At 40.8% G+C, this 26,311-nt stretch carries 17 protein-coding genes; 16 read left to right on the plus strand and 1 reads right to left on the minus strand.

Going from position 1 to position 26,311, the window contains the following annotated elements:
- Positions 1 to 105: 105 nt before the first annotated feature.
- The 9 genes from nrdI (at position 106) to ATE34_RS04325 (ending at position 17,923) form a co-directional block, all read left to right on the plus strand.
- Positions 106 to 579 carry a class Ib ribonucleoside-diphosphate reductase assembly flavoprotein NrdI gene (gene nrdI / locus ATE34_RS04285; protein WP_084911166.1) on the plus strand — a complete coding sequence of 158 codons (474 nt, stop codon included), beginning with the start codon at positions 106 to 108 and terminating at the stop codon, positions 577 to 579.
- Positions 566 to 2,740 (plus strand): class 1b ribonucleoside-diphosphate reductase subunit alpha, encoded by a 2,175-nt coding sequence (gene nrdE / locus ATE34_RS04290; protein WP_084911167.1) that lies wholly within the window; start codon positions 566 to 568, stop codon positions 2,738 to 2,740. Before nrdI ends, nrdE begins: the two co-directional genes overlap by 14 nt.
- Positions 2,741 to 2,749: 9 nt before the next feature.
- On the plus strand, positions 2,750 to 3,697 hold the full coding sequence (locus tag ATE34_RS04295) for a ribonucleotide-diphosphate reductase subunit beta (RefSeq protein WP_084911168.1): 948 nt from the start codon (positions 2,750 to 2,752) through the stop codon (positions 3,695 to 3,697).
- 11 nt (positions 3,698 to 3,708) lie between these two features.
- Entirely contained in the window at positions 3,709 to 4,659 is a 951-nt protein-coding gene (gene nrdF, locus ATE34_RS04300; RefSeq protein WP_084911169.1) for a class 1b ribonucleoside-diphosphate reductase subunit beta, read from the plus strand.
- Positions 4,660 to 4,796: 137 nt separating this feature from the next.
- A complete protein-coding gene (locus ATE34_RS04305) occupies positions 4,797 to 6,077 on the plus strand; it encodes a glycoside hydrolase family 125 protein (RefSeq protein ID WP_084911170.1) in 1,281 nt (426 codons plus the stop codon).
- Positions 6,078 to 6,174: 97 nt separating this feature from the next.
- A complete protein-coding gene (locus ATE34_RS04310; protein WP_084911171.1) occupies positions 6,175 to 8,820 on the plus strand; it encodes an alpha-mannosidase in 2,646 nt (881 codons plus the stop codon).
- 99 nt (positions 8,821 to 8,919) lie between these two features.
- Positions 8,920 to 9,789 (plus strand): ROK family protein, encoded by an 870-nt coding sequence (locus ATE34_RS04315; protein ID WP_084911172.1) that lies wholly within the window; start codon positions 8,920 to 8,922, stop codon positions 9,787 to 9,789.
- Complete coding sequence (locus ATE34_RS04320) at positions 9,783 to 11,663, plus strand: beta-N-acetylhexosaminidase (RefSeq protein ID WP_084911173.1); 1,881 nt, start codon at positions 9,783 to 9,785, stop codon at positions 11,661 to 11,663. The genes ATE34_RS04315 and ATE34_RS04320 overlap by 7 nt, the downstream gene beginning before the upstream one ends.
- A 308-nt stretch (positions 11,664 to 11,971) precedes the next feature.
- Positions 11,972 to 17,923, plus strand: coding sequence for a mucin-binding protein (locus tag ATE34_RS04325; RefSeq protein ID WP_084911174.1), 5,952 nt, complete (start codon positions 11,972 to 11,974; stop codon positions 17,921 to 17,923).
- 254 nt (positions 17,924 to 18,177) lie between these two features.
- Here ATE34_RS04325 and ATE34_RS04330 read toward each other — a convergent pair whose 3' ends face one another.
- Positions 18,178 to 18,438 carry a hypothetical protein gene (locus ATE34_RS04330; RefSeq protein WP_000542374.1) on the minus strand — a complete coding sequence of 87 codons (261 nt, stop codon included), beginning with the start codon at positions 18,436 to 18,438 and terminating at the stop codon, positions 18,178 to 18,180.
- 742 nt (positions 18,439 to 19,180) lie between these two features.
- On the opposite strand from ATE34_RS04330, the gene ATE34_RS04340 reads away from it, so the two are divergent.
- The 7 genes from ATE34_RS04340 (at position 19,181) to trhO (ending at position 26,292) form a co-directional block, all read left to right on the plus strand.
- Complete coding sequence (locus tag ATE34_RS04340) at positions 19,181 to 20,296, plus strand: DUF4767 domain-containing protein (RefSeq protein ID WP_061598980.1); 1,116 nt, start codon at positions 19,181 to 19,183, stop codon at positions 20,294 to 20,296.
- Positions 20,297 to 20,505: 209 nt separating this feature from the next.
- Entirely contained in the window at positions 20,506 to 21,435 is a 930-nt protein-coding gene (locus ATE34_RS04345) for an ABC transporter permease (RefSeq protein ID WP_084911175.1), read from the plus strand.
- A gap of 13 nt (positions 21,436 to 21,448) precedes the next feature.
- Positions 21,449 to 22,369, plus strand: a complete 921-nt coding sequence (locus tag ATE34_RS04350) for a carbohydrate ABC transporter permease (protein ID WP_084911176.1) — start codon at positions 21,449 to 21,451, stop codon at positions 22,367 to 22,369.
- Between the two features lie 108 nt (positions 22,370 to 22,477).
- Entirely contained in the window at positions 22,478 to 23,962 is a 1,485-nt protein-coding gene (locus tag ATE34_RS04355) for an ABC transporter substrate-binding protein (RefSeq protein WP_070695954.1), read from the plus strand.
- Between the two features lie 160 nt (positions 23,963 to 24,122).
- Positions 24,123 to 24,812, plus strand: coding sequence for a CPBP family intramembrane glutamic endopeptidase (locus tag ATE34_RS04360; RefSeq protein ID WP_061598978.1), 690 nt, complete (start codon positions 24,123 to 24,125; stop codon positions 24,810 to 24,812).
- A gap of 65 nt (positions 24,813 to 24,877) precedes the next feature.
- The gene (locus ATE34_RS04365) at positions 24,878 to 25,174 is read left to right on the plus strand and encodes a bacteriocin immunity protein (RefSeq protein WP_000188103.1); all 297 of its coding nucleotides are present in this window, start codon (positions 24,878 to 24,880) and stop codon (positions 25,172 to 25,174) included.
- A 131-nt stretch (positions 25,175 to 25,305) separates the two neighbouring features.
- A complete protein-coding gene (gene trhO / locus ATE34_RS04370; RefSeq protein WP_001030013.1) occupies positions 25,306 to 26,292 on the plus strand; it encodes an oxygen-dependent tRNA uridine(34) hydroxylase TrhO in 987 nt (328 codons plus the stop codon).
- Positions 26,293 to 26,311 lie beyond the last annotated feature (19 nt).

Consider the following 26,311-nt stretch of genomic DNA (forward strand, 5'->3'; position numbering starts at 1 on the left):
GAATATCAATTTTTTTATCATTTAGATACAGTAAAATAAAAAACACAATATATAGCGTAGATGTATTCGACAAACACAATATATTGTACCAAAAAAGGAGGAGTCATGCAAAAAATTAGATTTTATTATATTAGTTTAAGTGGGAATACAAGTTCTTTTGTACAACGGGTCAGTCAATATATAAAGACGACGCATCATAGAGAAGTTGAGTCTTTGAATATAAAAGATTTAAAGGGAAAAGCGATTACGGTAGATGGTCCCTTTGTCAGTTTTTTACCAACTTATCTAGAGGGGGGAAATGGAATTGATACTGGATTCCAAGAAATTCTAACGGGAAACCTTCGAAAATTTTTGGAGTATCAAGGAAATTTTCGTTATTGCTTAGGAATTATAGGAAGCGGTAATCGAAATTTCAATAAGCAATTCTGTCTAACGGCTTTTCAATATGCAGAGCAGTTTGGCTTTCCTGTTATAGATGTTTTTGAATTACGTGGGACAGATGAAGATGTAGAGAGGATCTCCAAACATATTTTAGCTAGTTTTGAGAAAGTAGAGGAAAAAATAAATGTCAGCTACTAAGGATTATTTTGTTTTGAACAATATGGTGAACATTCCAATTGATGGTGAAATTCCTCTTTACTATGATAGAGAGGCCTTAACAGACTATTTAAAGAATGAAATTGAACCTCATACGATGCATTTTTCAAGTTTGAAAGAACGCCTCCAGTATTTAATTCGAGAGGATTATGTGGATGAAGAGGTTGTGGGCTTGTATCATGGGGAGTCTGGTGAGATTGATAGTAATTTTTTAGAGGACTTATATCAAAAGATCAAGGAACATGGTTTTGCCTTTAAGAGTTTTATGGGAGCTTATAAATTTTATAATCAATATGCACTAAAGACTGATGATTCCAAGACCTATTTGGAATCGTTTGAGGACCGGGTGTTCCTTAATGCCCTCTATCTAGGAAATGGCGATCAGAACTTAGCGGCAAAAATTGCGGAGGAAATGATCACCCAACGGTACCAACCTGCGACCCCCACATTCTTAAATGCAGGGAAAAAACGGCGTGGTGAGATGGTCTCTTGTTTTCTGATAGATCTTGATGATTCTATGTTATCTATCGGACGTGGGGTCAATTCTGCTTTGCAACTTTCTAGACTTGGTGGTGGGGTTGGAGTGAATTTATCGAACCTACGTGCGAGTGGTTCTCCTATAAAAGGAATTGAACATGCTTCTTCGGGAGTGCTTCCTGTAATGAAACTACTAGAAGACTCTTTTAGCTATAGCAATCAACTAGGACAGAGAAATGGGGCAGGGGTTGTTTACTTAAATGTTTTTCATCAGGATATTCTCGCCTTTTTATCAACAAAGAAGGAAAATGCAGATGAAAAAATTCGTGTTAAAACCCTCTCTCTGGGGTTGGTCGTTCCGGATAAGTATTACGAGCTGATTAAAACAAATCAACCCATGTATCTGTTTAATCCTTATCATGTTGAAAAAGTCTATGGGAACCCTTTTTCGTACGTAGATATCACGGCTGAATACGACCGATTGGTTGCAAATCCAGCTATTGAAAAAACAGTTGTTCAAGCGAGAGAATTAGAACAGGAAATTTCCCGCTTGCAACAAGAGTCTGGCTATCCTTATATTCTAAATATCGATGTCGCTAATCGCGCGAATCCTGTCAAAGGGAAAATCATTATGAGTAATCTTTGTTCAGAGATTTTGCAACCACAGACTCCATCCGTATTGAATGATGATTTGTCCTATCATGAGGTGGGAACGGATATTAGTTGTAACCTTGGATCAACTAATATTGTTAATTTACTAAAATCTGAAGATTTTGCTGCCTCTGTTGATACAATGGTTCGTACCTTAACGACTGTTACGGATCTAGAGTCTGTTGAAGAAGTGCCTACAGTAAATAAAGGAAATCGTCTCTACCATACGATAGGACTCGGAGCGATGGGATTACACACAGCTTTTGCTTTGCACCAAATCAAGTATGGTTCAAAAGAATCTCTAGAATTTACAGAAGCTTACTTCTTGGCATTGAATTATTATTCTTTAGTATCCAGCAATAGAATCGCAAGAGAGCGGCATGAGACATTTTATGAATTTGCGGATTCGAGCTATGCCGATGGAAGTTACTTTTCACCATATGTAGAGCAGGATTTTGTATTTAGATTTCCTAAGATAGCAGCTATTTTTAAGGATATTCCTATTCCAACGAAAGAAGATTGGAAGGTACTAAGGGAGAAGGTCATGAAAGATGGCCTCTACCATCGAAATCGTTTAGCAGTGGCGCCTAATGGTTCTATTTCTTATATCAACGAAACGAGTGCTTCTCTTCACCCGATTACTCAGTTGGTAGAAAATCGGCAGGAAAAGAAGGTGGGATCGATCTTTTATCCCGCTCCGTATCTGTCCAATGATACCTTACCATTTTATGAGACTGCTTATAACATGGATCAGCGTAAAATTATTGATGTATATGCAGTCGCACAAAAACACATTGATCAGGGAATGAGTCTGACTCTCTTTATGCGTTCTCAATTACCTGAAGGACTATATGAATGGAAAACTAAGGGAAATACAATGCTAACGACACGTGACTTGAATCGTCTTCGGAATTACGCATGGCGAAAAGGGATAAAATCACTTTATTATGTCAGAACCTATACAGAGGATGACGAATTTAACAGTGTAAATAGCTGTGAATCTTGTGTGATTTAAGGAGAGAAGATGTCAAAAAAATTTCTATATTACAAAGCAATCAACTGGAATGAGATTGAGGATGAATTAGATAACGCTACGTGGGAGAGAGCGACATCGTTATTTTGGCTAGACAATCGAATTCCAATTGAAAATGATAAACCTGCTTTTAATCGTTTGTCGGTAGAGGAGAAGCAAGAATTAAATCGCTCGCTGATCTTTCTGGCGAATTTATCAACTTACCAGTCGCTAGAGGCGGAGGAGTTTATACGGCATAGTGAACGCTCGCAACAGGAGGTTGCTATTATAAACAATCTACAGTTCACTGAAATGGTAAATACCAAGGCCTATAATACTATTTTATACTCCTTTAATGAGGACGAGCGGGAGGTGGCATCCTTATTTGAGTGGGTAGATCAACATAAATTGGTAGTGGAGCGACTAGAAAGAGTCGATACGGTATATCATAGTAAAAATGCGATTCAGAAGCGCTTTATGGCTACTTGTGTGGAAGGAATTATGACTTATAGTCAACTTGCTTTTTTGATGAAATTGTGGATTCAAAAGGGCTTTACTAATCTTGGCGAAATGGTGAAAATGATTCTCTTGAATGAGTCATTGCATTGTGACTATCTAATACATAAAGTCAATCTTCTTTTGGCAAGAATGGATAGAGCTGACCAAATCTCATTTCAAACCTGGGCTGTTGAAATGATTGATAGAATCTTAGAAACAGAGGGGAAGATTATTTGTGAACTTTATGTAGATGCTGACATTCAAAAATTGGCGCGGAACCTTGTACAAAGAGAAGCCAATCGTTTGTTAGAGAGTATCGGGGTTGAAGAGAGATACCCAGTTGATAGAGAGATTCTCTCCACACTTGATCGAGTGTTGAACAGATTGAGAAAGCACGAGCTTCTCGGGAAGATGTCTATCCATAGGATAGAAGAATCGCGTGATGATGATTATAATTTCTGAGGAGGATTTACATGTTACATCGGACATTGAATTGGAAAGAAGTTGAGGACGAGTTAGACGACTATGTTTGGGATAAAGCCACGGCACAATTTTGGATTGATACTCGTGTTCCAGTATCAAATGATTTGCTTGATTGGAAGCAACTATCAGATCCGGAAAAAGAGGTTGTCAAGAAAGCGGTAGGGGGCTTGGCTTTGCTTGATACGCTTCAATCTGAAGAGGGGTTGTATTCTATTAAACAGCACGTTCGAACTCGCAAGGAGAGAGCGGTTCTGAGTGATTTTACATTTATGGAATCTATCCATGCTAAGACATACGGTACCATATTGATTTCGTTAAATACTTTTAAGGAAATTGAGAAAATATATGATTGGATGAATCAGGATCCTAAAATGCAGTATAAAGCCCAAAAGATAAATGAGATGTATCAGCATGGAACCCCTCTACAGGTGATGGTTGCGAGTGTCTTTTTAGAAGGAATCCTATACTATAGCAACTTTTTCATACCGCTTTGGTATCGTGGACAAAATAAACTAGCTAATCTAGCAGAGTTAATTAAATTAGTAATTAGGGACGAATCTGTACATGGGACTTATCTGGGATATAAGTTTCGCTTAACCTTTGATGAGCTCTCAGAAGCAGAACAACATGAGTTCATAACTTGGATGTATCGTTTTCTAGATGATCTTTTAGAAAATGAGTTTGCATATACGGATGAAGTCTATGCACCTATTGGTCTGGCAGAAGAAATAAAGGTATTTGTTAAATACAATGCCAATAAAGCGCTACAAAATATGGGCTTTCAAAGTTACTTTTCGAATATTACAGCGTCTGATGTAAACCCAATTGTCATGAATGGTATTTCGATTGAAACTGCTAATCACGATTTCTTTTCTCAAGTGGGGGCAGGATATCTAATGGGAAATGCAGAAGCAATGCTAGATGATGACTATGATTTTTAGAATAAACGAAACAATAGGAATCTCTACTTAATTTTTTGCATAAGTTTGTTTCAAAACGCCTTTAGTTTGTGTATATCTTTTGGAGGCGTTTTTTTTTATACTGAACATGAAACTTGTTTGAAAGAGGATATTGCACGATGATTTATTCAAAAGAAATTGTTAGAGAATGGCTAGATGAAGTAGCAGAGCGGGCCAAGGACCATCCGGAGTGGGTGGATGTCTTTGAGCGTTGCTATACCGACACCTTGGACAATACGGTTGAGATTCTAGAAGATGGTTCAACTTTTGTACTCACAGGGGATATTCCTGCCATGTGGCTTCGGGATTCAACAGCCCAACTCAGACCCTATCTTCATGTGGCTAAAAGAGATGCCCTCCTGCGTCAGACCATTGCAGGTTTGGTCAAGCGTCAGATGACCTTGGTGCTCAAGGATCCTTATGCCAACTCCTTTAACATTGAGGAGAACTGGAAGGGTCACCATGAGACTGACCACACCGACCTTAACGGCTGGATTTGGGAGCGTAAGTATGAGGTGGACTCGCTTTGCTATCCTTTGCAGTTGGCTTATCTCCTTTGGAAAGAGACTGGCGAAACCAGTCAGTTTGATGAAATTTTTGTCACAGCAACCAAGGAAATCCTTCATCTGTGGACGGTGGAACAAGACCACAACAACTCTCCATATCGTTTTATTCGGGATACCGACCGTAAGGAAGATACTCTGGTAAATGATGGTTTTGGTCCTGACTTTGCCGTGACAGGGATGACCTGGTCAGCATTCCGACCAAGTGATGATTGTTGTCAGTATAGCTACTTGATTCCATCCAATATGTTTGCCGTAGTAGTCTTGGGGTATGTGCAAGAAATCTTTGCAACACTGGACCTAGCTGACAGCCAAAACATCATTGCAGACGCTAAACGTCTGCAAACAGAGATCCAAGAAGGTATTGAAAACTACGCCTACACCACCAATAGCAAGGGCGAAAAGATTTACGCCTTTGAAGTGGATGGTCTAGGAAATGCCAGCATCATGGATGATCCAAACGTACCAAGTCTGCTGGCTGCTCCCTATCTTGGTTACTGTGATATTGACGACGAAGTGTATCAAGCAACTCGTCGCACCATTTTGAGCCCTGAAAATCCATACTTCTACCAAGGAGCATACGCTAGCGGTCTCGGAAGTTCTCATACCTTCTATCGCTATATCTGGCCAATCGCCCTTTCTATCCAAGGCTTGACAACAAGAGATAAGGCGGAGAAGAAATTCTTGCTCGATCAGCTCGTTGCCTGCGATGGTGGCACAGGTGTCATGCACGAAAGCTTCCACGTAGATGACCCAACGCTTTACTCACGTGAATGGTTCTCTTGGGCCAACATGATGTTCTGTGAGTTGGTACTGGACTACTTGGATATTCGATAACGAGCAGGCTTTCGCTCAACTGATTCTAGGAAAGAATCACAAATTCACATTTAAAACGTTAAAAATAAAAATTTAAGTTAGAATGAGGTTTTACTTCATGGAAAATGTTGTCGTACATATTATCTCACATAGTCACTGGGACCGTGAGTGGTACTTACCTTTTGAAAGCCACCGGATGCAGTTGGTGGAGTTATTTGACAATCTTTTTGATCTTTTTGAAAATGATCCTGAGTTCAAGAGCTTCCACTTGGACGGACAAACCATTGTCCTTGATGACTACTTGGAAATTCGCCCTGAAAATCGCGACAAAGTCCAAGGTTACATCGACCAAGGAAAACTCAAAATTGGTCCCTTTTACATCTTGCAGGATGATTACTTGATTTCCAGTGAAGCCAACGTCCGCAATACCTTGATTGGTCAAGCAGAATGCGCAAAATGGGGCAAATCAACCCAGATTGGTTATTTTCCAGATACCTTTGGAAACATGGGACAAGCGCCTCAAATCCTTCAAAAATCAGGTATTCACGTGGCAGCCTTTGGCCGTGGTGTCAAGCCGATTGGCTTTGACAACCAAGTCCTCGAAGATGAGCAGTTTACTTCCCAGTTTTCAGAAATGTACTGGCAGGGTGCAGACGGAAGTCGTGTCCTCGGTATCCTCTTTGCCAACTGGTACAGTAATGGGAATGAAATTCCAGTTGATAAAGACGAGGCCTTGACCTTCTGGAAACAAAAATTGGCAGACGTGCGTGACTACGCTTCGACCAACCAGTGGTTGATGATGAACGGATGTGACCACCAGCCTGTACAGAGAAATCTGAGTGAAGCCATTCGTGTAGCAAATGAACTCTTCCCAGATGTGACTTTTGTTCATAGTTCCTTTGATGACTATGTCCACGCAGTAGAAAGTGCTCTACCAGAGCAGCTATCAACGGTTACAGGTGAGTTGACAAGTCAGGAAACAGATGGTTGGTACACGCTTGCTAATACTTCTTCATCACGCATTTACCTCAAACAAGCCTTCCAAGAAAATAGCAACCTCCTAGAACAAGTGGTGGAGCCATTGACTGTCATCACTGGTGGCCACAACCACAAGGACCAGTTGACCTATGCTTGGAAAGTTCTTCTACAAAATGCTCCGCATGATAGTATCTGTGGCTGTAGCGTGGACGAGGTTCACCGTGAGATGGAGACACGTTTTGCCAAGGTCAGCCAAGTCGGAAACTTTGTTAAGACCAACCTTCTCAACGAATGGAAGGGTAAAATCGCAACCCACGAAGCCCAAAGCGACCATCTCTTTACCGTCATTAACACAGGCTTGCATGACAAGGTTGATACAGTCAGCACCGTGATTGATGTAGCGACTTGTGATTTCAAAGAATTGCACCCAACAGAAGGCTATAAGAAGATGGCAGCCTTGACCTTGCCAAGCTACCGTGTCGAAGACTTGGAAGGGCATGCTGTAGAAGCGAAAATCGAAGATCTGGGAGCTAATTTTGAGTATGATTTGCCAAAAGACAAGTTCCGTCAGGCTCGTATCGCTCGTCAAGTGCGCGTGACAGTACCTGTTCATCTGGCACCACTTTCTTGGACAACCTTCCAATTGCTTGAGGGAGAACAAGAACACCGTGACGGTATTTACCAAAATGGAGTGATTGATACGCCATTTGTAACAGTAAGTGTGGATGAAAATATCACAGTCTACGACAAGACAACTCATGAAGCTTATGAAGATGTTGTTCGCTTTGAAGACCGTGGGGACATCGGAAATGAGTACATCTATTTCCAACCAAAAGGAACAGAGCCTATTTACGCAGAGTTGACAGGTTATGAGGTCTTGGAAAATACAGCTCGTTTTGCTAAAATCTTGCTTAAGCATGAATTGACAATTCCAGTAAGTGCAGACGAAAAATTGGATGCGGAGCAGAGAGGTATCATCGAGTTTATGACGCGTGAAGCTGGGCGCTCAAAAGAATTGACAACCCTTCCTCTGGAAACAGAGATGACCGTCTTTGTTGACAATCCACAAATTCGTTTCAAGACTCGCTTTACTAACACAGCCAAGGATCACCGTATCCGTCTCTTGGTTAAGACACATAACACACGTCCAAGCAATGACTCTGAGAGCATCTATGAGGTGGTGACACGACCAAACAAACCAGCTGCTTCTTGGGAAAATCCTGAAAATCCACAACACCAACAGGCCTTTGTTAGTCTGTATGACGATGAAAAAGGGGTGACAGTGGCCAATAAAGGATTGCACGAGTATGAAATCCTTGGAGATGACACCATTGCAGTGACCATTCTTCGTGCCTCAGGTGAGCTAGGTGACTGGGGTTACTTCCCGACACCAGAGGCTCAGTGCTTGCGTGAGTTTGAAGTCGAGTTTGCTCTTGAATGCCACCAAGCAGGGGAGCGCTTCTCCGCTTTCCGTCGTGCCAAAGCCTTCCAAACACCATTCACTGGTCTTCAAGTTGCTAAACAAGAAGGAAGTGTGGCAGCGACTGGCAGCCTCTTGAGCCATGCGGCGCTCAGCTTGCCACAGGTCTGCCCGACAGCCTTTAAGGTAGCTGAAAATGAAGAAGGATATGTACTTCGTTACTACAATATGAGTCAAGAAAATGTGCGTATATCAGAACAGCAACAAACCATTTTGGATTTGCTTGAGCGACCATATCCAGTTCATTCAGGACTATTAGCACCACAAGAAATTCGCACAGAATTGATCAAAAAAGAAGACATTTAACAGTTTTAAAGCGTTTGATAACTAATACTATGAGATAGAAAGGAGGGGCGAAAGAGTAAGGATAAACTACTGATTCGCCCCTTTTTACGGTAAAGAACAATGATCATTGCAACCATTGATATCGGAGGGACTGGGATTAAGTTTGCCAGTCTGACTCCTGATGGAAAAATACTAGATAAGACAAGTACTCCGACGCCAGAAAACTTGGAGGATTTACTGACATGGCTAGACCAACGTCTGTCGGAGAAAGATTATAAGGGCATTGCCATGAGCGTTCCAGGCGCGGTCAATCAAGAAACAGGTGTGATTGAGGGAATCAGTGCCGTACCTTACATCCATGGCTTTTCTTGGTATGAGGCGCTTAGCTCTTATCAGCTACCTGTCCATCTGGAAAATGATGCCAACTGTGTTGGACTTAGTGAACTGCTGGCTCACCCAGAGATTGAAAATGTAGCCTGTGTCGTGATTGGGACAGGGATTGGTGGGGCCATGATTATCAATGGCAAACTTCACCGAGGTCGCCACGGCTTAGGTGGTGAGTTTGGCTACATGACAACCATTGCACCAGCAGAAAAGCTGAACAACTGGTCGCAACTAGCGTCTACAGGGAACATGGTTCGATACGTAATTGAAAAATCTGGTCAGACTGACTGGGACGGACGCAAGGTTTACCAAGAGGCTGCAGCTGGCAATGCTCTTTGTCAGGAAGCTATTTTGCGCATGAACCGTAATCTGGCGCAAGGCTTGCTCAATATCCAGTATCTGATCGATCCAGATGTCATTAGTTTGGGAGGCTCTATCAGTCAAAATCCAGATTTTATCCAAGGTGTCAAAAAAGCTGTCGATGAATTTGTCGAAACCTACGAAGAATACACAGTCGCACCAGTTATCCAAGCTTGCACCTATCATGCAGATGCCAATCTCTATGGTGCCCTTGTCAACTGGTTGCAGGAGGAAAACCAATGGTAATTTTTACAGGACTTAGTCCCAAACAAGAGCAAGCATTAGAGTTGCTTAAAAAGCATATTTCGCTAGCAGATGTAGAGGTAGCAGTCGCTCAGTCTGACCAAGCCTCTATCTCTATCAAGGGTGAGGGAGGTCACTATCAACTGACTTATCGCAAACCTCACCAACTTTACCGTGCCTTGTCCTTGTTGGTAACAGCTCTAGCAGAAGGTGACAAGGTAGAGATTGAAGAAGAAGCAGCTTATGAAGATTTGGCTTATATGGCAGACTGTTCGCGAAATGCAGTGCTAAATGTGGCTTCTGCCAAGCAGATGATTGAAGTCTTGGCTCTCATGGGCTACTCAACCTTTGAGCTTTACATGGAAGATACTTATCAAATCGAGGGGCAACCTTACTTTGGTTATTTCCGTGGTGCCTACTCGGCTGAGGAGTTGCAGGAAATAGAAGCCTACGCCCAGCAGTTTGACATGACCTTTGTGCCTTGCATCCAGACCTTGGCTCATTTGTCGGCCTTCGTTAAATGGGGTGTCAAAGAAGTGCAAGAACTCCGTGATGTAGAGGACATTCTCCTTATCGGTGAAGAAAAAGTTTATGATTTGATTGACGGGATGTTTGCCACTCTGTCTAAACTGCAGACACGTAAGGTCAATATCGGGATGGATGAAGCCCATTTGGTTGGTTTGGGGCGCTACCTCATTTTGAACGGTGTTGTGGACCGTAGTCTCCTCATGTGTCAACACTTGGAGCGCGTGCTGGATATTGCCGATAAGTATGGTTTCCACTGCCAGATGTGGAGTGACATGTTCTTCAAACTCATGTCAGCAGATGGCCAGTACGACCGCGATGTGGAAATTCCCGAGGAAACTCGTGTCTACCTAGACCGTCTTAAAGACCGTGTAACCTTGGTTTACTGGGATTATTACCAAGATAGCGAAGAAAAGTACAATCGTAATTTCCGTAATCACCACAAGATTAGTCAAGATATCGCCTTTGCAGGTGGTGCTTGGAAGTGGATTGGTTTTACGCCTCATAACCATTTCAGCCGTCTCATTGCTGTTGAGGCCAATAAAGCCTGTCGTGCTAATCAGATCAAAGAAGTCATTGTGACTGGTTGGGGGGACAATGGTGGCGAAACAGCCCAGTTCTCTATCCTACCAAGCTTGCAAATCTGGGCAGAACTCAGCTACCGTAATGACCTAGACCGTCTGTCTGCTCACTTCAAGACCAATACAGGTCTTTCGGTTGAAGACTTTATGCAGATTGACCTAGCCAATCTCTTGCCAGATCTACCAGGCAATCTCAGTGGTATCAATCCCAACCGCTACGTCTTTTATCAGGATGTTCTCTGCCCTATTCTTGACCGACACATGACACCTGAACAGGACAAGCCACACTTTGCGCATGCTGCGGATACCCTTGCTGCTATCAAAGACAAAGCAGGAATTTACGCCTATCTCTTTGAAACTCAGGCCCAGTTGAACCAGATTTTAAGTAGTAAAGTGGATGTGGGACGACGAATTCGTCAGGCCTACCAAGCGGGTGATAAAGAAAATCTGAAAGAAATCGCAAGACAAGAATTACCAGAACTCAGAAGCCAAATCGAACACTTCCATGCCCTCTTTAGCCACCAATGGCTGAAAGAAAACAAGGTCTTTGGCTTGGATACGATCGATATCCGTATGGGCGGACTCTTACAAAGGATTAAGCGAGCAGAAAGTCGCATCGAGGCTTATTTAGCAGGTCAGCTTGACCGTATCGAAGAATTAGAAGTCGAAATCCTACCATTCAACGATTTTTATGGAGACAAAGACTTTGCAGCCACAACAGCCAACCAGTGGCACACCATTGCGACCGCTTCGACGATTTATACGACTTAGGAGTAGAATATTGACAAACATCTTCTTTATAAAAAGAAGATGTTTTTGCTTAAATATAATATTTAAAAATAGATAAAATATAGGGAGCGGGGAAATTTGATACAATAACATATTTATCAATGCATACGCTTAAAAGCTATATAAATCAAGATTTTTATTAAATTAGGTGGGTGGATTATAACCGTATCAGTTGAATTATCAGAAGTCAAAATGTATAATGTAGAATAGAGGTTTTCTATGCGTAGAGGTTGTAAAAGTTCATCTCTAATAAAATAGTCATATGTCAAACTTAGAAAGGAATATAGAAAGTGAAAAGTTTTAAAATTTACAAGGGAAGACATGAAAAATTTTCTCTACGAAAGAAAAATGTTGGACTTGTTTCGATTGCAATCGCTAGCTTGGCGATATATGGAGTAGCGCTTGGCACACCAACTGTACAAGCAGATGAAAACAACAATCTGAGCAGTCTAGTAGAGACTAGCTCGACAACTGATGTGAAATCAGAAAATAATAGTGATCAATCAGCAGTGGTGGAGTCAGAGAAAGTATCTTCAGCCACAGAAGTTAAGGAAACAGAAAAAGCTACTAGTCCAGCACCAACTGTTGAACAAGCAGAAAAGGAAGTGTCAGTTTCAAAAACGGCACCTAAAGTGGAAGGGGCAGACAAAAAATCCGTAGCTCCTTCAAACTCGACAGCAGTCGCGAAAGAAACTCCAGCACCTGTTGAGTCTAAGCTGGTTGAAAAGTCTACTGATGGGCAAACAGCAGCTACTCCTCGTTCGACTGCTCCGGTACGTACGCGCAGAAGTTTACAACAAAACCCAACTCAAATCTCGAATTTTTCAGTAACGGTTACGACTAAAGATGGAACTGTTATGCGTTCAGGTGATACAAAACCTTTGCCTGCTCAAGAAGTTTCCTTTGACAAGGTTCAAATGGACTTTAAAATCACACAAGATGGGACGCTGAAAAAAGGTGATGTTCTCCGTATTCCGGTCAAATTGGAAAATAATGCCTACGGTGCTTACTATGCAAATCTTGGTTCTGGAACAGCAGAGCATATCGAGGGTGTTGGAACAATTAAATTTGTACATTCTGCCCCAAATAATCTTGCCTATGAAATCACCTTAGACCAAAGCTTCCAAGATATGCCTCAAAATACTGAAAAGACGGTATCGGTTACTCAAAAGGCAGCGACTATTGGGAAATTTACAGCAAAATCAAGTTATGAAAATATTATTTTAGAAATAAATGGCAATAAGTTTACTTTTAAACCAACACCAAGAACATTTGAGAAAGCACAGGCGCCTTTTGCTGTTTATAATAGTGCAAGTAGCGATAGAGCAAATTCAATAAAAATAGGCACTTCAACTGGGGATGCAAATTATTATAATAATTTATTGTCAAGCGATGGTACCAACCCTGGACAAACAGGAATTCCAAATGGTGATATCATTTCTGTCCATCGTATAAAACCAGGTAATGGGTCAAAAATTGTTAGTATCAAACCAGACCTTAAAAGATATACTTCTACTTTAGCAATTAGTGAGGATGGAAAATATCTTGTTAAAGGAGATACTTCAACTTCTATTAGCATCAATTCAGATCCAGATAATAAGTTAATAAATCTACCTGCAAATTCAACAAATGATACTATTCTTAAAGCATTAAAGCAAGCAGGCAAAAATTCTTCAGTTGTTATTGATAATGGAGATGGGACCTACACAGTTGCTATTAATTTAGGAAAAATGACAGGAAATGGTGCTACTACCTATCATGATATTTGGCCAACTGACGACTATGCTCAAATGGGCGATCAATATCAGGAAATCAACAGAACAGAAGAAGTCAATAAAAAAGTTAGTGCTATTTTAAAGGATGCTAGTGTCATTCAAGGAACTGGGCATTCAACACGAATTACTTTTGCAGATTCCTCAATTAAGAATACTATAACGAATGAGTCAAGAAGTTATAGTTATAACGTTGATGACAATGGTAATGTAACTAAGCTTAAAGAAGAAACGATTTCTGCCACAACAACCCCATCCGTTGCGCGTGCTGAAGGTCAGAAGAAGATTACAATACACTATGTCGATACAAACGGCAAGGAAATTGAAACTCAGGACTATAAATATGGTTATCCAGCAGGAGGAACTGCCACTCCAACCCCTGATTATAACGCTAATCCAAAAACAATTACAGGCTACACACTTGTAACAGCTGATACGGCAATCGCGTCGTATGGTACACAGTTAAAGACTACTAAACAAATTCCATTCACTAGCAACGACCAAGAATTTTATTATGTCTATTCAGCCAAAAAATCTAGTGCCAAAGTTACGTATATTGACGATGATACTAACGGAGGAAAAGTTCTTGAAACGAAGGATTTGAATGGTTTTTATGGGCAGACTGATCCTTATCGAACAGCTGAAACCATTAAGACGTATACCGATCAAAATTATGAACTTGTTTCAGACAATTATCCAACAAATGGTGTAACCTATAATGAAAATCTTCAAACCTTTGAAGTTCATTTGAAACACAAAAAGACGTCAGTAGCAGAAGAAAAGACGGTTAAGGAAACTATCCATTATACATACGAGGGCGGTGCACCAGCAGCTCCAGACCACACTAGCAGCTTAAAATTCACCAGAACAGCAACAACTGACCTTGTTACAAATGTTACAACTGGTGATTGGACAGCGGAAAATGGAACAAGTTTTGCGGCCGTAACATCACCAACAATCAAAGGTTACACTCCAGATTTAGCGGAGGTTCCAGCAGTTGACAATATTACGGCTAACAGTGCCAATATCGAAAAGACAGTCGTTTACAAAGCTAATCCAGCTAGTGCAAAGGTAACTTATATCGATGACACAACAGGAGAAACGCTTGAAACGAAGGATTTGAATGGTTTTTATGGGCAGACTGATCCTTATCGAACAGCTGAAACCATTAAGACGTATACTGATCGAAATTATGGACTCGTTTCAGATGGTTATCCAGCAACTGGTGTAACCTATAATGAAAATCTTCAAACCTTTGAAGTTCATCTACGTCATAAGGGAGCTGCAGTTCAAGAAACAAAGACAGTCACAGAGACCATCAAGTATGTTTATGAAGATAACACAGAGGCAGCGGATACGAAGGTTCAGACTTTGAAGTTCTATCGGATTAACAACAAGGATCTGGTGACTAATAAGATTGTCTATAAGGGTCCTTGGTTCCCGTCTACCGGAACCTTCCCAGAGGTAGTTTCTCCAAAGATTGATGGTTATACACCAGATAAGGCAACTGTAGCAGCCGTTGAACAGATTACGGGAGATAGCGCAGATATTGAAGAAACGGTTACCTATAAAGCAGATAAGCAAAAAGTAACCTATACCATCATTGACGACACTGCCCAAAAAACGCTGAAAGATAAGGAAGTACTTACCAGCGGAGGCTCTGATACTCCTCTTCCAGACAGTGCCCGAGAAAAATATGATTTAATGGTGAATGCTTATCTAGCTCAAGGTTATGAATTGGTTTCGAAAGACCAGCTTCCAGCTAAGTTCGACCTTGACAGTAGCCACGATCAAAATGTGGTTGTTCACTTGAAGCATGGTACAACTGATATCCAAGAAAGCAAGTCTGTAAACTTGACTGTTCGTTACCATGGTGCTGGCGGACAAACACCAGCAGATAAGGTGCAAACAGCGATTTGGACTCGTACCGTAACAAAAGATAAAATCACAGGTACAGAAGTTTCTGCCACAGCTTGGACAAGCGACAAAGCAAACTATGATGCTGTTCCGTCTCCAATGATTCCTGGTTATAGCGTAGACATTGCGACTGTTCCAGCAGAAACCGTTACTCAAGAGAATATTGTTAAGGATGTATATTACACAATCCAAACGCAAAAAGTTACTTACACAGTTGTAGATGAGATAACCGGTCAGACTTTAGAAAATCAAGTTGAATTGACAACAGGTGATTCAGGTGTAGCTCTTCCAGCTGCTGCGAAAACGAAATATGATACCATAGTCGCGGGTTACTTAGCACAAGGTTACGAAGTGGCTTCTAAGGATGAATTGCCAGCCCAATTTGACACCGACAGCAGCGTGGACCAAAACGTGGTGATTCGCTTGAAACATAAAGTGTCAACTTCTACAGAAACCAAAACTGTAACGCAAACGATTAACTACGTCTACGAGGATGATAATACACCTGCAGCTCCAGAGAAGAAAACGACCTTGACTTTCTCTAGAGAAGTGAAAACAGATGAAGTGACTAAAACGACTACGCAAGGTGCTTGGACTCCGTCGGTCGGAACCTTCCCAGAAGTAGTTTCTCCAGTTGTGGATGGCTATACACCAGATAAGGAAAAAGTCACTACTGTAAATGTAACTGCTACTGATGCTGATATCAATGTTACTGTTAAATACAAGGCCGATAAGCAAAAAGTAACCTATACTATTATTGACGATACAACTAATACCACACTGGAAGATAAGCAAGAGCTTACAAGTGGGAACTCTGATACTCCTCTTCCAAATGGTACAGAAGCGAAGTATGATTCAATCGTGGACGCCTATCTAACTCAAGGTTATGAATTGGTTTCGAAAGACCAGCTTCCAGCTAAGTTTGACCTTGATAGTAGCCACGATCAAAATGTAGTAGTTCACGTGAAACACAAAGTGTCAACTTCTACAGAAACCAAGACCGTAACGCAAACGATTAACTACGTCTACGAGGATGATAATACACCTGCAGCTCCGGAGAAGAAAGCTAGTTTGACTTTCACTAGAGAAGTGAAAACAGATGAAGTGACGAAGGATGTTACACCGGGGGCTTGGGCACCATCTACTGGCACCTTCCCAGAGGTAGTTTCTCCAACTATTGATGGCTACACACCAGATAAGGCTAAAGTTGACGCAGAAAACGTAACTGCTGATCAGGCTGACATCAAGGTTACGGTAAAATACAAGGCCGACAAGCAAAAAGTAACCTATACCATCATTGATGATACAACTAATACCACTTTGGAAGATAAGCAAGAGCTTACAAGTGGGAACTCTGATACTCCTCTTCCAAATGGTACAGAAGCGAAGTATGATTCAATCGTGGACGCTTACCTAGCCCAAGGTTATGAGTTGGTTTCGAAAGACCAGCTTCCAGCTAAGTTTGACCTCGATAGTGGTTATGACCAAAATGTAGTAGTTCATGTGAAACATGGTACAAGCTCTAGCCAAGAAAATAAAGCAGTAAGCATGACCGTTCGTTACCATGGTGCAGGTAGCCAAACACCAGCTGACCAGGTACAAATAGCGACTTGGACTCGTACCGTGACGACAGACAAGGTGACTGGCTCTGTTGTGAACACCACAGATTGGACAAGTGACAAAGCCAACTATGATGCTGTGCCATCGCCAGTGATTCCAGGTTACACAGTGGATATTGCGACCGTTCCATCAGAAGCAGTTACCCAAGAAAACATTGTTAAAGACGTTCATTATACTACTCAGAATACAGCTCAAACCCAAAAGGTTACCTATACAGTTGTAGATGAGACAACCGGTCAGACTCTGGAAAATCAAGTTGAATTGACAAACGGTGAGTCAGGTACTTCTCTTCCAGCTGCTGCTCAAACGAAATACGACACTGTGATTGCAAGTTATTTGGCACAGGGTTACGAAGTGGTTTCCAAGGATGAATTGCCAGCTCAGTTTGATACCGACAGTAGCGTAGACCAAAACGTGGTAATTCGCTTGAAACACAAAACTGTTTCAGTTGAGGAAACCAAACAAGTAAGCATGACTGTTCGCTACCATGGTGCAGGTGGTCAAACCCCAGCAGACAAGGTACAAACAGCGACTTGGACACGTACCGTAACGACAGACAAGGTAACTGGCTCTGTTGTGAGCACGACGGATTGGAGAAGCGACAAGGCAAACTACGATGCAGTTCCATCACCAGTGATTCCAGGTTACACTGTGGATGTTGCGATTGTTCCGTCAGAAGTTGTTACCCAAGAAAACATTGTCAAAGATGTGCATTATACTACGGTTCCAGTAACACCAGAGGTCCCTAATACTCCTGATACTCCAGTTAAACCAGAGTCACCAACAACACCGTTCACACCAGAACACCCAGCACCCACTCTTCCACGAACAGGTGAATCTCAAGTTGGTTCAAGCCTTGCGACGCTGACAGGTCTAGGCTTGCTTCTATCAGTTCTTGGTTTGGCAGGACGTCAGAAAAAAGAGGACGAATAACTTTTTATGAGTTGTAAAAAGTCAGGTCTTTCATTGAAGAAATACTAGAAATAGTTTAAAGATGAATGATTTAGTGGAAAAATGAGCCCCGCAGGCAACCTCAGTTAGTTGACTTGTGGGGCTTTTCCCTTGTTTTGAGGAATGAGACTCAGAAAGGAGCAAGTGCAAATAGAGACTTTTGGTCGCTGAAATAGAAGCGAGGCGAAATCACTAAATGATTCCGCCTCGTTTCTATTTTAAATCTTGCACGGAGCTTATATCTTTCGGTTTTTCTTACTGTAAAAGGTTCCTGCTAAAAGACCGAGAATAGCTGGTGCTACCGCAATAAGTGTTAGTGAAACCCATTCTGCTGTAATAAACCGTTCACCAAAAACGACAAATGGAATGAGCCAGTTAAAAATCCCTGTAAATGGGAAGAACCATTTATAACAAACCCTTCTTTTACCAGCAGAAAAGCCACATAACAATTCGACACTAGGAGCCAAAAGGTAAAAATAAAGCAGGCTGTAGCCCATCTCTTCCCCTATAATCCTACTTAATCCCCAACAATAGCACGAGGGCATAAAAGGCGTCTTAATCAATTGTTTCGTGTTCAACCTCCTGTCCCAAATCCGGTATAATCATTGTTTCAATAATGTTTTCGACAAGCGAAGTAAATTGCCAAAAGAATAAAGGTAGGGATATTTGCAAACAAAAAAGTTAAGGAAATCAGACAGAAAATCTCCCACCAGGTTATGTTGTTAGTTAAGGCCAGAGAGAAGATTGTCAATAAAGAAAAGCAATAAGTTATGCCTGGCAGTATGAAACCCAGCTACTTACTTTCTTTTTTGGAGAGAAAAATCTGTAATAGGATTCCTCCAGTCAGGATTGGCAATATGATAAATGAAACGATTACGGTTCTTATTTGTTTCAACTCCCTCCATCATTTTGATATTCAGAGGTTACTATGTTAGACGAATCAAAGGAATAGATGTATTGGAGCTTATAAGCACAGTTTCTTTACCTACAGTCTCCAGAATACCCATTTCATATTGAAAGTAACACTAAATAAAAAAGTCAATCAAGAGATTAATGTTTAAGAGAGATGGAGGATTGCTACCCTCTTATTCCTAAGTTCTAAAACATCTATATAAGATATTTTGAACTGACTATTATCCCCATTCTTTTCAGAGCTATCTCTGAGAGCAAGGAGTACAATAGAAAAAATAGCTTGGAAGGAGTATAATGAAGGTATAAAGATAGTTTGGAGGTCTGACCATGAAAAAGCTACTACTAGTCCTAGCTACTAGTATGCTAGTCTTATCTGCCTGCCATAAAACGACAGAGGATGGCATAACTAGTCCGTCAATACCAAGGGAGCAACAAACCAAGGAAACAACCAACTATTTTCACTACCTAGCGGATTCCTATCAAAAGGCTCTTTCTCACGAAAAAGATTCCAAGGATACTGCTGTTCAATCGCCTATGGCTGCTACAGTTGCAGCCATGGAAGAACTCCAGTTATCTAATCCGACTGATCAAGCCTTGATTATGAAGAACTACTCAGATTTTCAGAAGCTAATTCAATACAACACCGAAAAGTGGGAAGAAGAGTTTGCAAGTTGGGCTTCTTCTATGGGGCAGTCCTATCATAGACTAGAGCATAGAAACTTTGATGAAAAGAATGATCTCATCAAAAAATTAGAAGCAACAACTGTCTCTCAGAAAAGTGTCAAATGGAATATTTTTGGAGTATCGAGTGACAATGCCTATGATTACTTGGTTTTGGATGCCTACTATGACAATCAGGACAAACATTCCTACCTATTTACACTGAAGGATGGGCAAGCACAGGTCTTGCATACCGATAAGACACTGGAAACTATCCCTACTGCAAATTTTGAAGAGACTGAGAATACAGATTTAGCGCAACGTTTTAAGGAATTTCTATTAAAAACAAGTGTAACTACAGAGAGCGAGCTAGATACAGATAATAGTTCTTTAATAGACAAGATAAAAACAGCCATGGAATCCTATTCTGATAGTAAAGGTGAAAGATTTAAGTCAACTAACTTAGCAACATATGGTCACTACTATGGATTAGCAGTGCCAGACCAGATAATGCAATTTGGACAAGTAGATGGGGTGAATTATACTTTTAAATGGTATGGGTATATTGCAGGTTCAGGTTCTGGGCGGTTTGAAATCCTAGCTTGCTATGTGAATGAAGCAGAGACAGAGGTGATTCTCTTTGGCTACAAGGATGGTAATCCTGCTCTTTTACACACCGAAGGAAGACCAGAGATTGATAAAAATGAATCAGGGGCTATCATAAATGCCCAGGTTCATTTTGTCGAGTTTCATCACCCAATATTAGAACAAGTTTTCAATTAGTAAAGAGGAAATACATTTATCGTATGCAGAGTGTTTCTCGTGAAACCTATTTCTTATAAAAAACTTCTCCACATAAAATAATTTGTGGAGTTTTTTCTATAATTAGTAGTTTAACCTAGCCATCAATTAGGAGTATACTAATAATGTAATCGTTATCAAACCTAAAAATTCGATGAAATCAGTTTTTAGGAATAAAAAGGGAGGAAATTATGAAAAAGTTTTCAAAGACCTTGAGAGATAACTGGATCTTTCTCTTGATGGTTTTACCAGGGGCACTCTGGTTGATTCTATTCTTTTACATTCCAGTATTTGGGAATGTGGTCGCCTTTAAAGACTACCATATGACCAGTAATGGTTTCATAGATAGTATTGTGAATAGTAAATGGGTCGGGTTAGATAATTTCAGATTCTTATTTAGTTCAAAAGATGCCTTTATCATCACTCGAAATACTGTCCTCTACAATCTCGGCTTTATCTTTATCGGTTTGATTGTGTCAGTAGGGATTGCGATCATCCTCAGCGAGCTTCGCTCTAAGAGAATGGTTAAGATTTTCCAAACGTCTATGTTGTTCCCTTACTTCCTGTCATGGGTTATCATCAGTTTCTTTACAGATGCCTTCCTAAACATTGACAAAGGGGTCTTCAACCACTTCCTTTCTTCCATTGGATTGAAGGAAATTAACTTCTATGCTGACTTAGGTATTTGGCCATATCTTCTCCTTTTCCTAGGTATCTGGAAAGGCTTCGGATATAGCAGTGTCATGTACTATGCGACGATCATGGGAATTGACCCTACCTACTACGAAGCAGCGACAGTGGACGGGGCTAGCAAGTGGCAACGTATTCGCAATGTAACGATTCCACAGTTGACACCGCTGATAACTGTTTTGACCATCCTTGCAGTCGGAAATATCTTCCGCGCAGACTTCGGTCTCTTCTATCAAATCCCGCACAATGCTGGTCAGCTTTACAATGTAACCAACGTTTTGGATGTATATGTCTTTAATGGTTTGACTCAGACAGCAGATATCGGTATGGCGTCAGCAGCTGGTCTTTATCAGTCCGTTGTCGGTTTGATACTGGTTATCCTATCAAACTTACTTGCAAGACGAGTCGATCCAAATTCAGCACTATTCTAGAAAGGAGGAAAGCATGGCAGAAAAAATTAAAAAAGCAAAAATTGATAATGTCGGCATTCACTCCTTTAGTAAGAAGGCAGATATCTTCTTCAGTATTATTTCTGGATTGATTGCTTTCTCTTGTATCTTGCCCTTTATCTTTGTCATCATGATTTCCATCACAGATGAAAAGAGCATCCTTCAACATGGATATAGCTTTTTCCCATCACAGTTTGGATTAGATGGCTTCGAGTTTTTGGCTCAGTTTAAGGATAAGATATTACAAGCGCTCTTTATCTCAGTGTTTGTAACAGTAGTCGGAACCTTGACAAACGTCTTTATCACAACAACTTATGCCTACGCCATTTCACGGACAACCTTTAAGTACCGCAGATTCTTTACAATTTTCGTCCTACTTAGTATGTTGTTCAACGCTGGTTTGGTACCAGGCTATATCGTGGTCACTCGTTTGCTTCAACTGGGTGACACCGTTTGGGCCTTGATTGTTCCAATGCTTCTCTCACCATTCAACATCATCTTGATGCGTTCCTTCTTCAAGAAGACCATTCCAGAAGCCATTCTCGAATCTGCTCGTATCGATGGTGCCAGTGAAGCTCGGATCTTCTTCCAGATTTGTTTGCCATTGTCACTTCCAGGTATCGCAACCATCACGCTTTTGACAGCTCTTGGTTTCTGGAACGACTGGTTCAACGCCCTTCTTTATATCAAGAGTGACAACTTGTATCCATTGCAATATTTGCTTATGCAAATCCAACAAAATATGGACTACATTGCAAAAGCAGTCGGTCTATCTGGCCAACTGGGAGTTGCTCTACCGAAAGAAACAGGTCGTATGGCCATGGTTGTTGTTGCAACCCTTCCAATCGCGATTCTGTATCCATTCTTCCAACGCTACTTTGTTAAAGGTTTGACCATCGGTGGTGTGAAAGAATAGCACTTGCTGAGAAACACCGTTTCTCCCTTCCCAACTTCATCTTAGTGACTGAAGTTACAAATTATTAAATCGTTTATAAGTTTAAAAATAAAAAAAGGAGTTTTTATCATGAAAAACTGGAAAAAATATGCTTTTGCATCTGCTAGCGTAGTCGCTTTGGCTGCTGGTCTTGCTGCTTGTGGAAACCTTACAGGTAATAACAAAAAAGCTGCTGATACTGCTTCAGGTGAAAAACCTGTAATCAAAATGTACCAAATCGGTGACAAACCAGACAACTTGGATGAATTGCTAGAAAATGCAAACAAAATCATCGAAGAAAAAGTCGGTGCTAAATTGGATATCCAATACCTTGGATGGGGTGACTATGATAAGAAAATGTCTGTTATCACATCATCTGGTGAAAACTATGATATCGCATTTGCATCTAACTATGTCGTAAATGCTCAAAAAGGTGCTTATGCTGACTTAACAGAATTGTATAAAAAAGAAGGAGCAGAGCTTTACAAAGCACTTGACCCAGCTTACATCAAAGGGAACACTGTAAACGGTAAGATCTATGCAGTACCAGTTGCAGCTAACGTTGCATCATCTCAAAACTTTGCCTTCAACGGAACTCTTCTTGCTAAATACGGTATCGATATTTCAGGTGTAACTTCATACGAAACACTTGAGCCAGTCTTGAAACAAATCAAAGAAAAAGCTCCAGATGTAGTACCATTTGCGGTTACGAAGAACTTTATCCCATCTGATAACTTTGACTACCCAGTACCAAACGGACTTCCATTTGTTATCGACCTTGAAGGAGACACTACTAAGATCGTAAACCGTTACGAAGTACCTCGTTTCAAAGAACACTTGAAGACTCTTCACAAATTCTATGAAGCTGGATACATTCCAAAAGACGTAGCAACAAGCGATACTTCATTTGACCTTCAACAAGATACTTGGTTCGTTCGTGAAGAAACAGTAGGACCAGCTGACTACGGTAACAGCTTGCTCTCACGCGTTGCTAACAAAGACATCCAAATCAAACCAATCACTAACTTTATCAAGAAAAACCAAACAACACAAGTTGCCAACTTTGTTATCTCAAACAACTCTAAGAACAAAGAAAAATCAATGGAAGTGTTGAACCTCTTGAACACGAACCCAGAACTCTTGAACGGTCTTGTTTACGGTCCAGAAGGCAAGAACTGGGAAAAAATTGAAGGTAAAGAAAACCGTGTACGCGTCCTTGATGGCTACAAAGGAAATACTCACATGGGTGGATGGAACACTGGTAACAACTGGATTCTTTACATCAACGAAAACGTTACAGATCAACAAATCGAAGATTCTAAGAAACAATTGGCAGAAGCTAAAGAATCTCCAGCACTTGGATTCATCTTTAACACTGACAATGTGAAATCTGAAATCTCAGCCATTTCTAACACAATGCAACAATTCGATACAGCTATCAACACTGGTACTGTAGACCCAGATAAAGCTATTCCAGAATTGATGGAAAAATTGAAATCTGAAGGTGCCTACGAAAAAGTATTGAACGAAATGCAAAAACAATATGACGAATTCTTGAAAAACAAAAAATCATAAGAACGATTGATTTCGTGTATTCATTCCTAATTCCTAAAAATGTGATCACTGCCTTCCTTAGTTCTCTAGGGGAGGTAGTGATTTTTAGGATGTAAAAATGAAAAGAGTGGTTCTGAGGGTTTATGCGATGTGATACACATACATCTATAGAGGATTTATTATGAAAAAATATCGTCTTCTTTTCAAAATGAGTGCTGTCTTCTCTTACCTATTTTTCGTATTTGGTCTTTCTCAGCTGACGTCTATTGTTCAAAATTATTGGCAATTTTCTTCTCAGGTAGGAAATATCTTCTGGATTCAAAATATCTTAAGTCTGCTATTTAGTGGAGTCATGATTTGGATTCTGCTTAAGACAGGCCATGGTTATCTCTTTCGCATTCCAAGAAAAAAATGGTTCTGGTATTCAATCCTGGCAGTCCTAGTAGCGGTAGTTCATATATCTTTTAATATTCAGACAGCTAGATATGTTCAGTCAACTGCGGAAGGTTGGGCTCTACTGATTGGTTTTAGTGAGACTAATTTTGCCGAATTGGGTATCTACATATCCCTGTTCTTTCTGGTGCCACTGATGGAAGAGTTGCTCTATAGAGGATTACTTCAACACGCCTTCTTTAAACATTCAAGATTTGGTCTTGATTTGCTCCTTCCTTCTATTTTATTTGCTCTCCCTCATTTTTCAAGCCTGCCTAGTCTGTTAGATATCTTTGTCTTTGCAACATTTGGAATCATCTTTGCTGGTTTGACTCGCTATACCAAGAGCATTTATCCTTCCTATGCGGTGCATGTGATCAATAATATTGTAGCGACCTTACCATTTTTGCTGACTTTTTTACATAGGGTGTTTGGGTAAAATACTGGCGCGAGTTAGGAATTATAGTGTTCAATTTATAAGCGAATTTCAGGAGGGAAATGAGTATGACACCATTAAAATGGTTTGCTGGAGGAAGTGAAAGACGTTGTGAAGCCATGACTATCATTGATCATCTACTGGAAGATATAAAGGATGAGCCTCAACTTACTCCCTTGAAAAATCAGTTAGTGATTTATAAAAGACGACTAAGGGACGACGGGACCTCTGTTCCATTTATATTGAGCCAAATGAATGTTGCCCTTTCGCGTGTATTGATTGAAAACAAGCTAAGTTTGTCAGAAAGTCAAGACGAGCAGATCAAAAAATTGAGAGAATTATCTGTTATTCGGTATGGTTACTGATGAAGTGCAGTGGCAGGTCTCTCTATATAATTTCCGGTCAAATAAATTGCATTCGTTTTCCCAAGTGGGTATACTAGTATAGTTGAATGAAAAATTCTGAAAATTTAAGAATAGAAAAGAGAACAAATCTTATGGCAAAAGATATTCGTGTCTTACTTTACTACCTCTATACTCCAATTGAAAATGCAGAGCAATTTGCGGCAGATCACTTGGCTTTCTGTAAATCAATCGGCCTTAAAGGTCGTATCCTAGTCGCTGACGAGGGAATCAACGGAACCGTTTCAGGTGACTACGAAACAACTCAAAAATACATGGACTACGTTCACAGCCTTCCAGGAATGGAAGACCTCTGGTTCAAGATTGACGAAGAAAATGAACAAGCCTTCAAGAAGATGTTTGTTCGCTACAAGAAAGAAATTGTCCACCTTGGTTTGGAAGATAACGACTTTGACAACGACATTAACCCACTTGAAACAACAGGTGCTTACTTGTCTCCAAAAGAGTTCAAAGAAGCCCTTCTTGACGAAGATACCGTTGTCCTTGACACACGTAACGATTATGAGTACGACCTAGGACACTTCCGTGGAGCTATTCGCCCAGACATCCGCAACTTCCGTGAGTTGCCACAATGGGTCCGTGACAACAAGGAAAAATTCATGGACAAGCGTGTTGTGGTTTACTGTACAGGTGGCGTTCGCTGTGAGAAATTCTCAGGCTGGATGGTGCGTGAAGGCTACAAAGATGTCGGCCAATTGCACGGAGGAATCGCAACTTACGGTAAAGACCCAGAAGTTCAAGGTGAGCTTTGGGATGGAAAAATGTACGTCTTTGACGAGCGTATCGCAGTTGATGTTAACCATGTCAACCCAACCATCGTAGGGAAAGACTGGTTTGATGGAACACCATGTGAACGTTATGTCAACTGTGGAAATCCCTTCTGTAACCGTCGTATCCTAACATCAGAAGAAAATGAAGACAAGTACCTTCGTGGATGCTCACACGAGTGTCGTGTTCACCCACGCAACCGCTACGTCTCAGAAAATGAATTGACACAAGCAGAAGTTGTTGAGCGCCTAGCTGCTATCGGTGAAAGCTTGGATCAAGTCGCTACTGTATAACATCAAACAGCCTTCAGGG

This window comes from Streptococcus oralis subsp. tigurinus, assembly GCF_002093545.1.
GTDB classification, from domain to species: domain Bacteria; phylum Bacillota; class Bacilli; order Lactobacillales; family Streptococcaceae; genus Streptococcus; species Streptococcus oralis_C.

Excerpts from the sequence above, each read along its gene's own strand:
- nrdI (WP_084911166.1), top strand. The coding sequence starts at position 106 with ATGCAAAAAATTAGATTTTATTATATTAGTTTAAGTGGGAATACAAGT.
- nrdE (WP_084911167.1), top strand. The coding sequence starts at position 566 with ATGTCAGCTACTAAGGATTATTTTGTTTTGAACAATATGGTGAACATT.
- ATE34_RS04295 (WP_084911168.1), top strand. The coding sequence starts at position 2,750 with ATGTCAAAAAAATTTCTATATTACAAAGCAATCAACTGGAATGAGATT.
- nrdF (WP_084911169.1), top strand. The coding sequence starts at position 3,709 with ATGTTACATCGGACATTGAATTGGAAAGAAGTTGAGGACGAGTTAGAC.
- ATE34_RS04305 (WP_084911170.1), top strand. The coding sequence starts at position 4,797 with ATGATTTATTCAAAAGAAATTGTTAGAGAATGGCTAGATGAAGTAGCA.
- ATE34_RS04310 (WP_084911171.1), top strand. The coding sequence starts at position 6,175 with ATGGAAAATGTTGTCGTACATATTATCTCACATAGTCACTGGGACCGT.
- ATE34_RS04315 (WP_084911172.1), top strand. The coding sequence starts at position 8,920 with ATGATCATTGCAACCATTGATATCGGAGGGACTGGGATTAAGTTTGCC.
- ATE34_RS04320 (WP_084911173.1), top strand. The coding sequence starts at position 9,783 with ATGGTAATTTTTACAGGACTTAGTCCCAAACAAGAGCAAGCATTAGAG.
- ATE34_RS04330 (WP_000542374.1), bottom strand. The coding sequence starts at position 18,438 with ATGGGCTACAGCCTGCTTTATTTTTACCTTTTGGCTCCTAGTGTCGAA.
- ATE34_RS04340 (WP_061598980.1), top strand. The coding sequence starts at position 19,181 with ATGAAAAAGCTACTACTAGTCCTAGCTACTAGTATGCTAGTCTTATCT.
- ATE34_RS04345 (WP_084911175.1), top strand. The coding sequence starts at position 20,506 with ATGAAAAAGTTTTCAAAGACCTTGAGAGATAACTGGATCTTTCTCTTG.
- ATE34_RS04350 (WP_084911176.1), top strand. The coding sequence starts at position 21,449 with ATGGCAGAAAAAATTAAAAAAGCAAAAATTGATAATGTCGGCATTCAC.
- ATE34_RS04355 (WP_070695954.1), top strand. The coding sequence starts at position 22,478 with ATGAAAAACTGGAAAAAATATGCTTTTGCATCTGCTAGCGTAGTCGCT.
- ATE34_RS04360 (WP_061598978.1), top strand. The coding sequence starts at position 24,123 with ATGAAAAAATATCGTCTTCTTTTCAAAATGAGTGCTGTCTTCTCTTAC.
- ATE34_RS04365 (WP_000188103.1), top strand. The coding sequence starts at position 24,878 with ATGACACCATTAAAATGGTTTGCTGGAGGAAGTGAAAGACGTTGTGAA.
- trhO (WP_001030013.1), top strand. The coding sequence starts at position 25,306 with ATGGCAAAAGATATTCGTGTCTTACTTTACTACCTCTATACTCCAATT.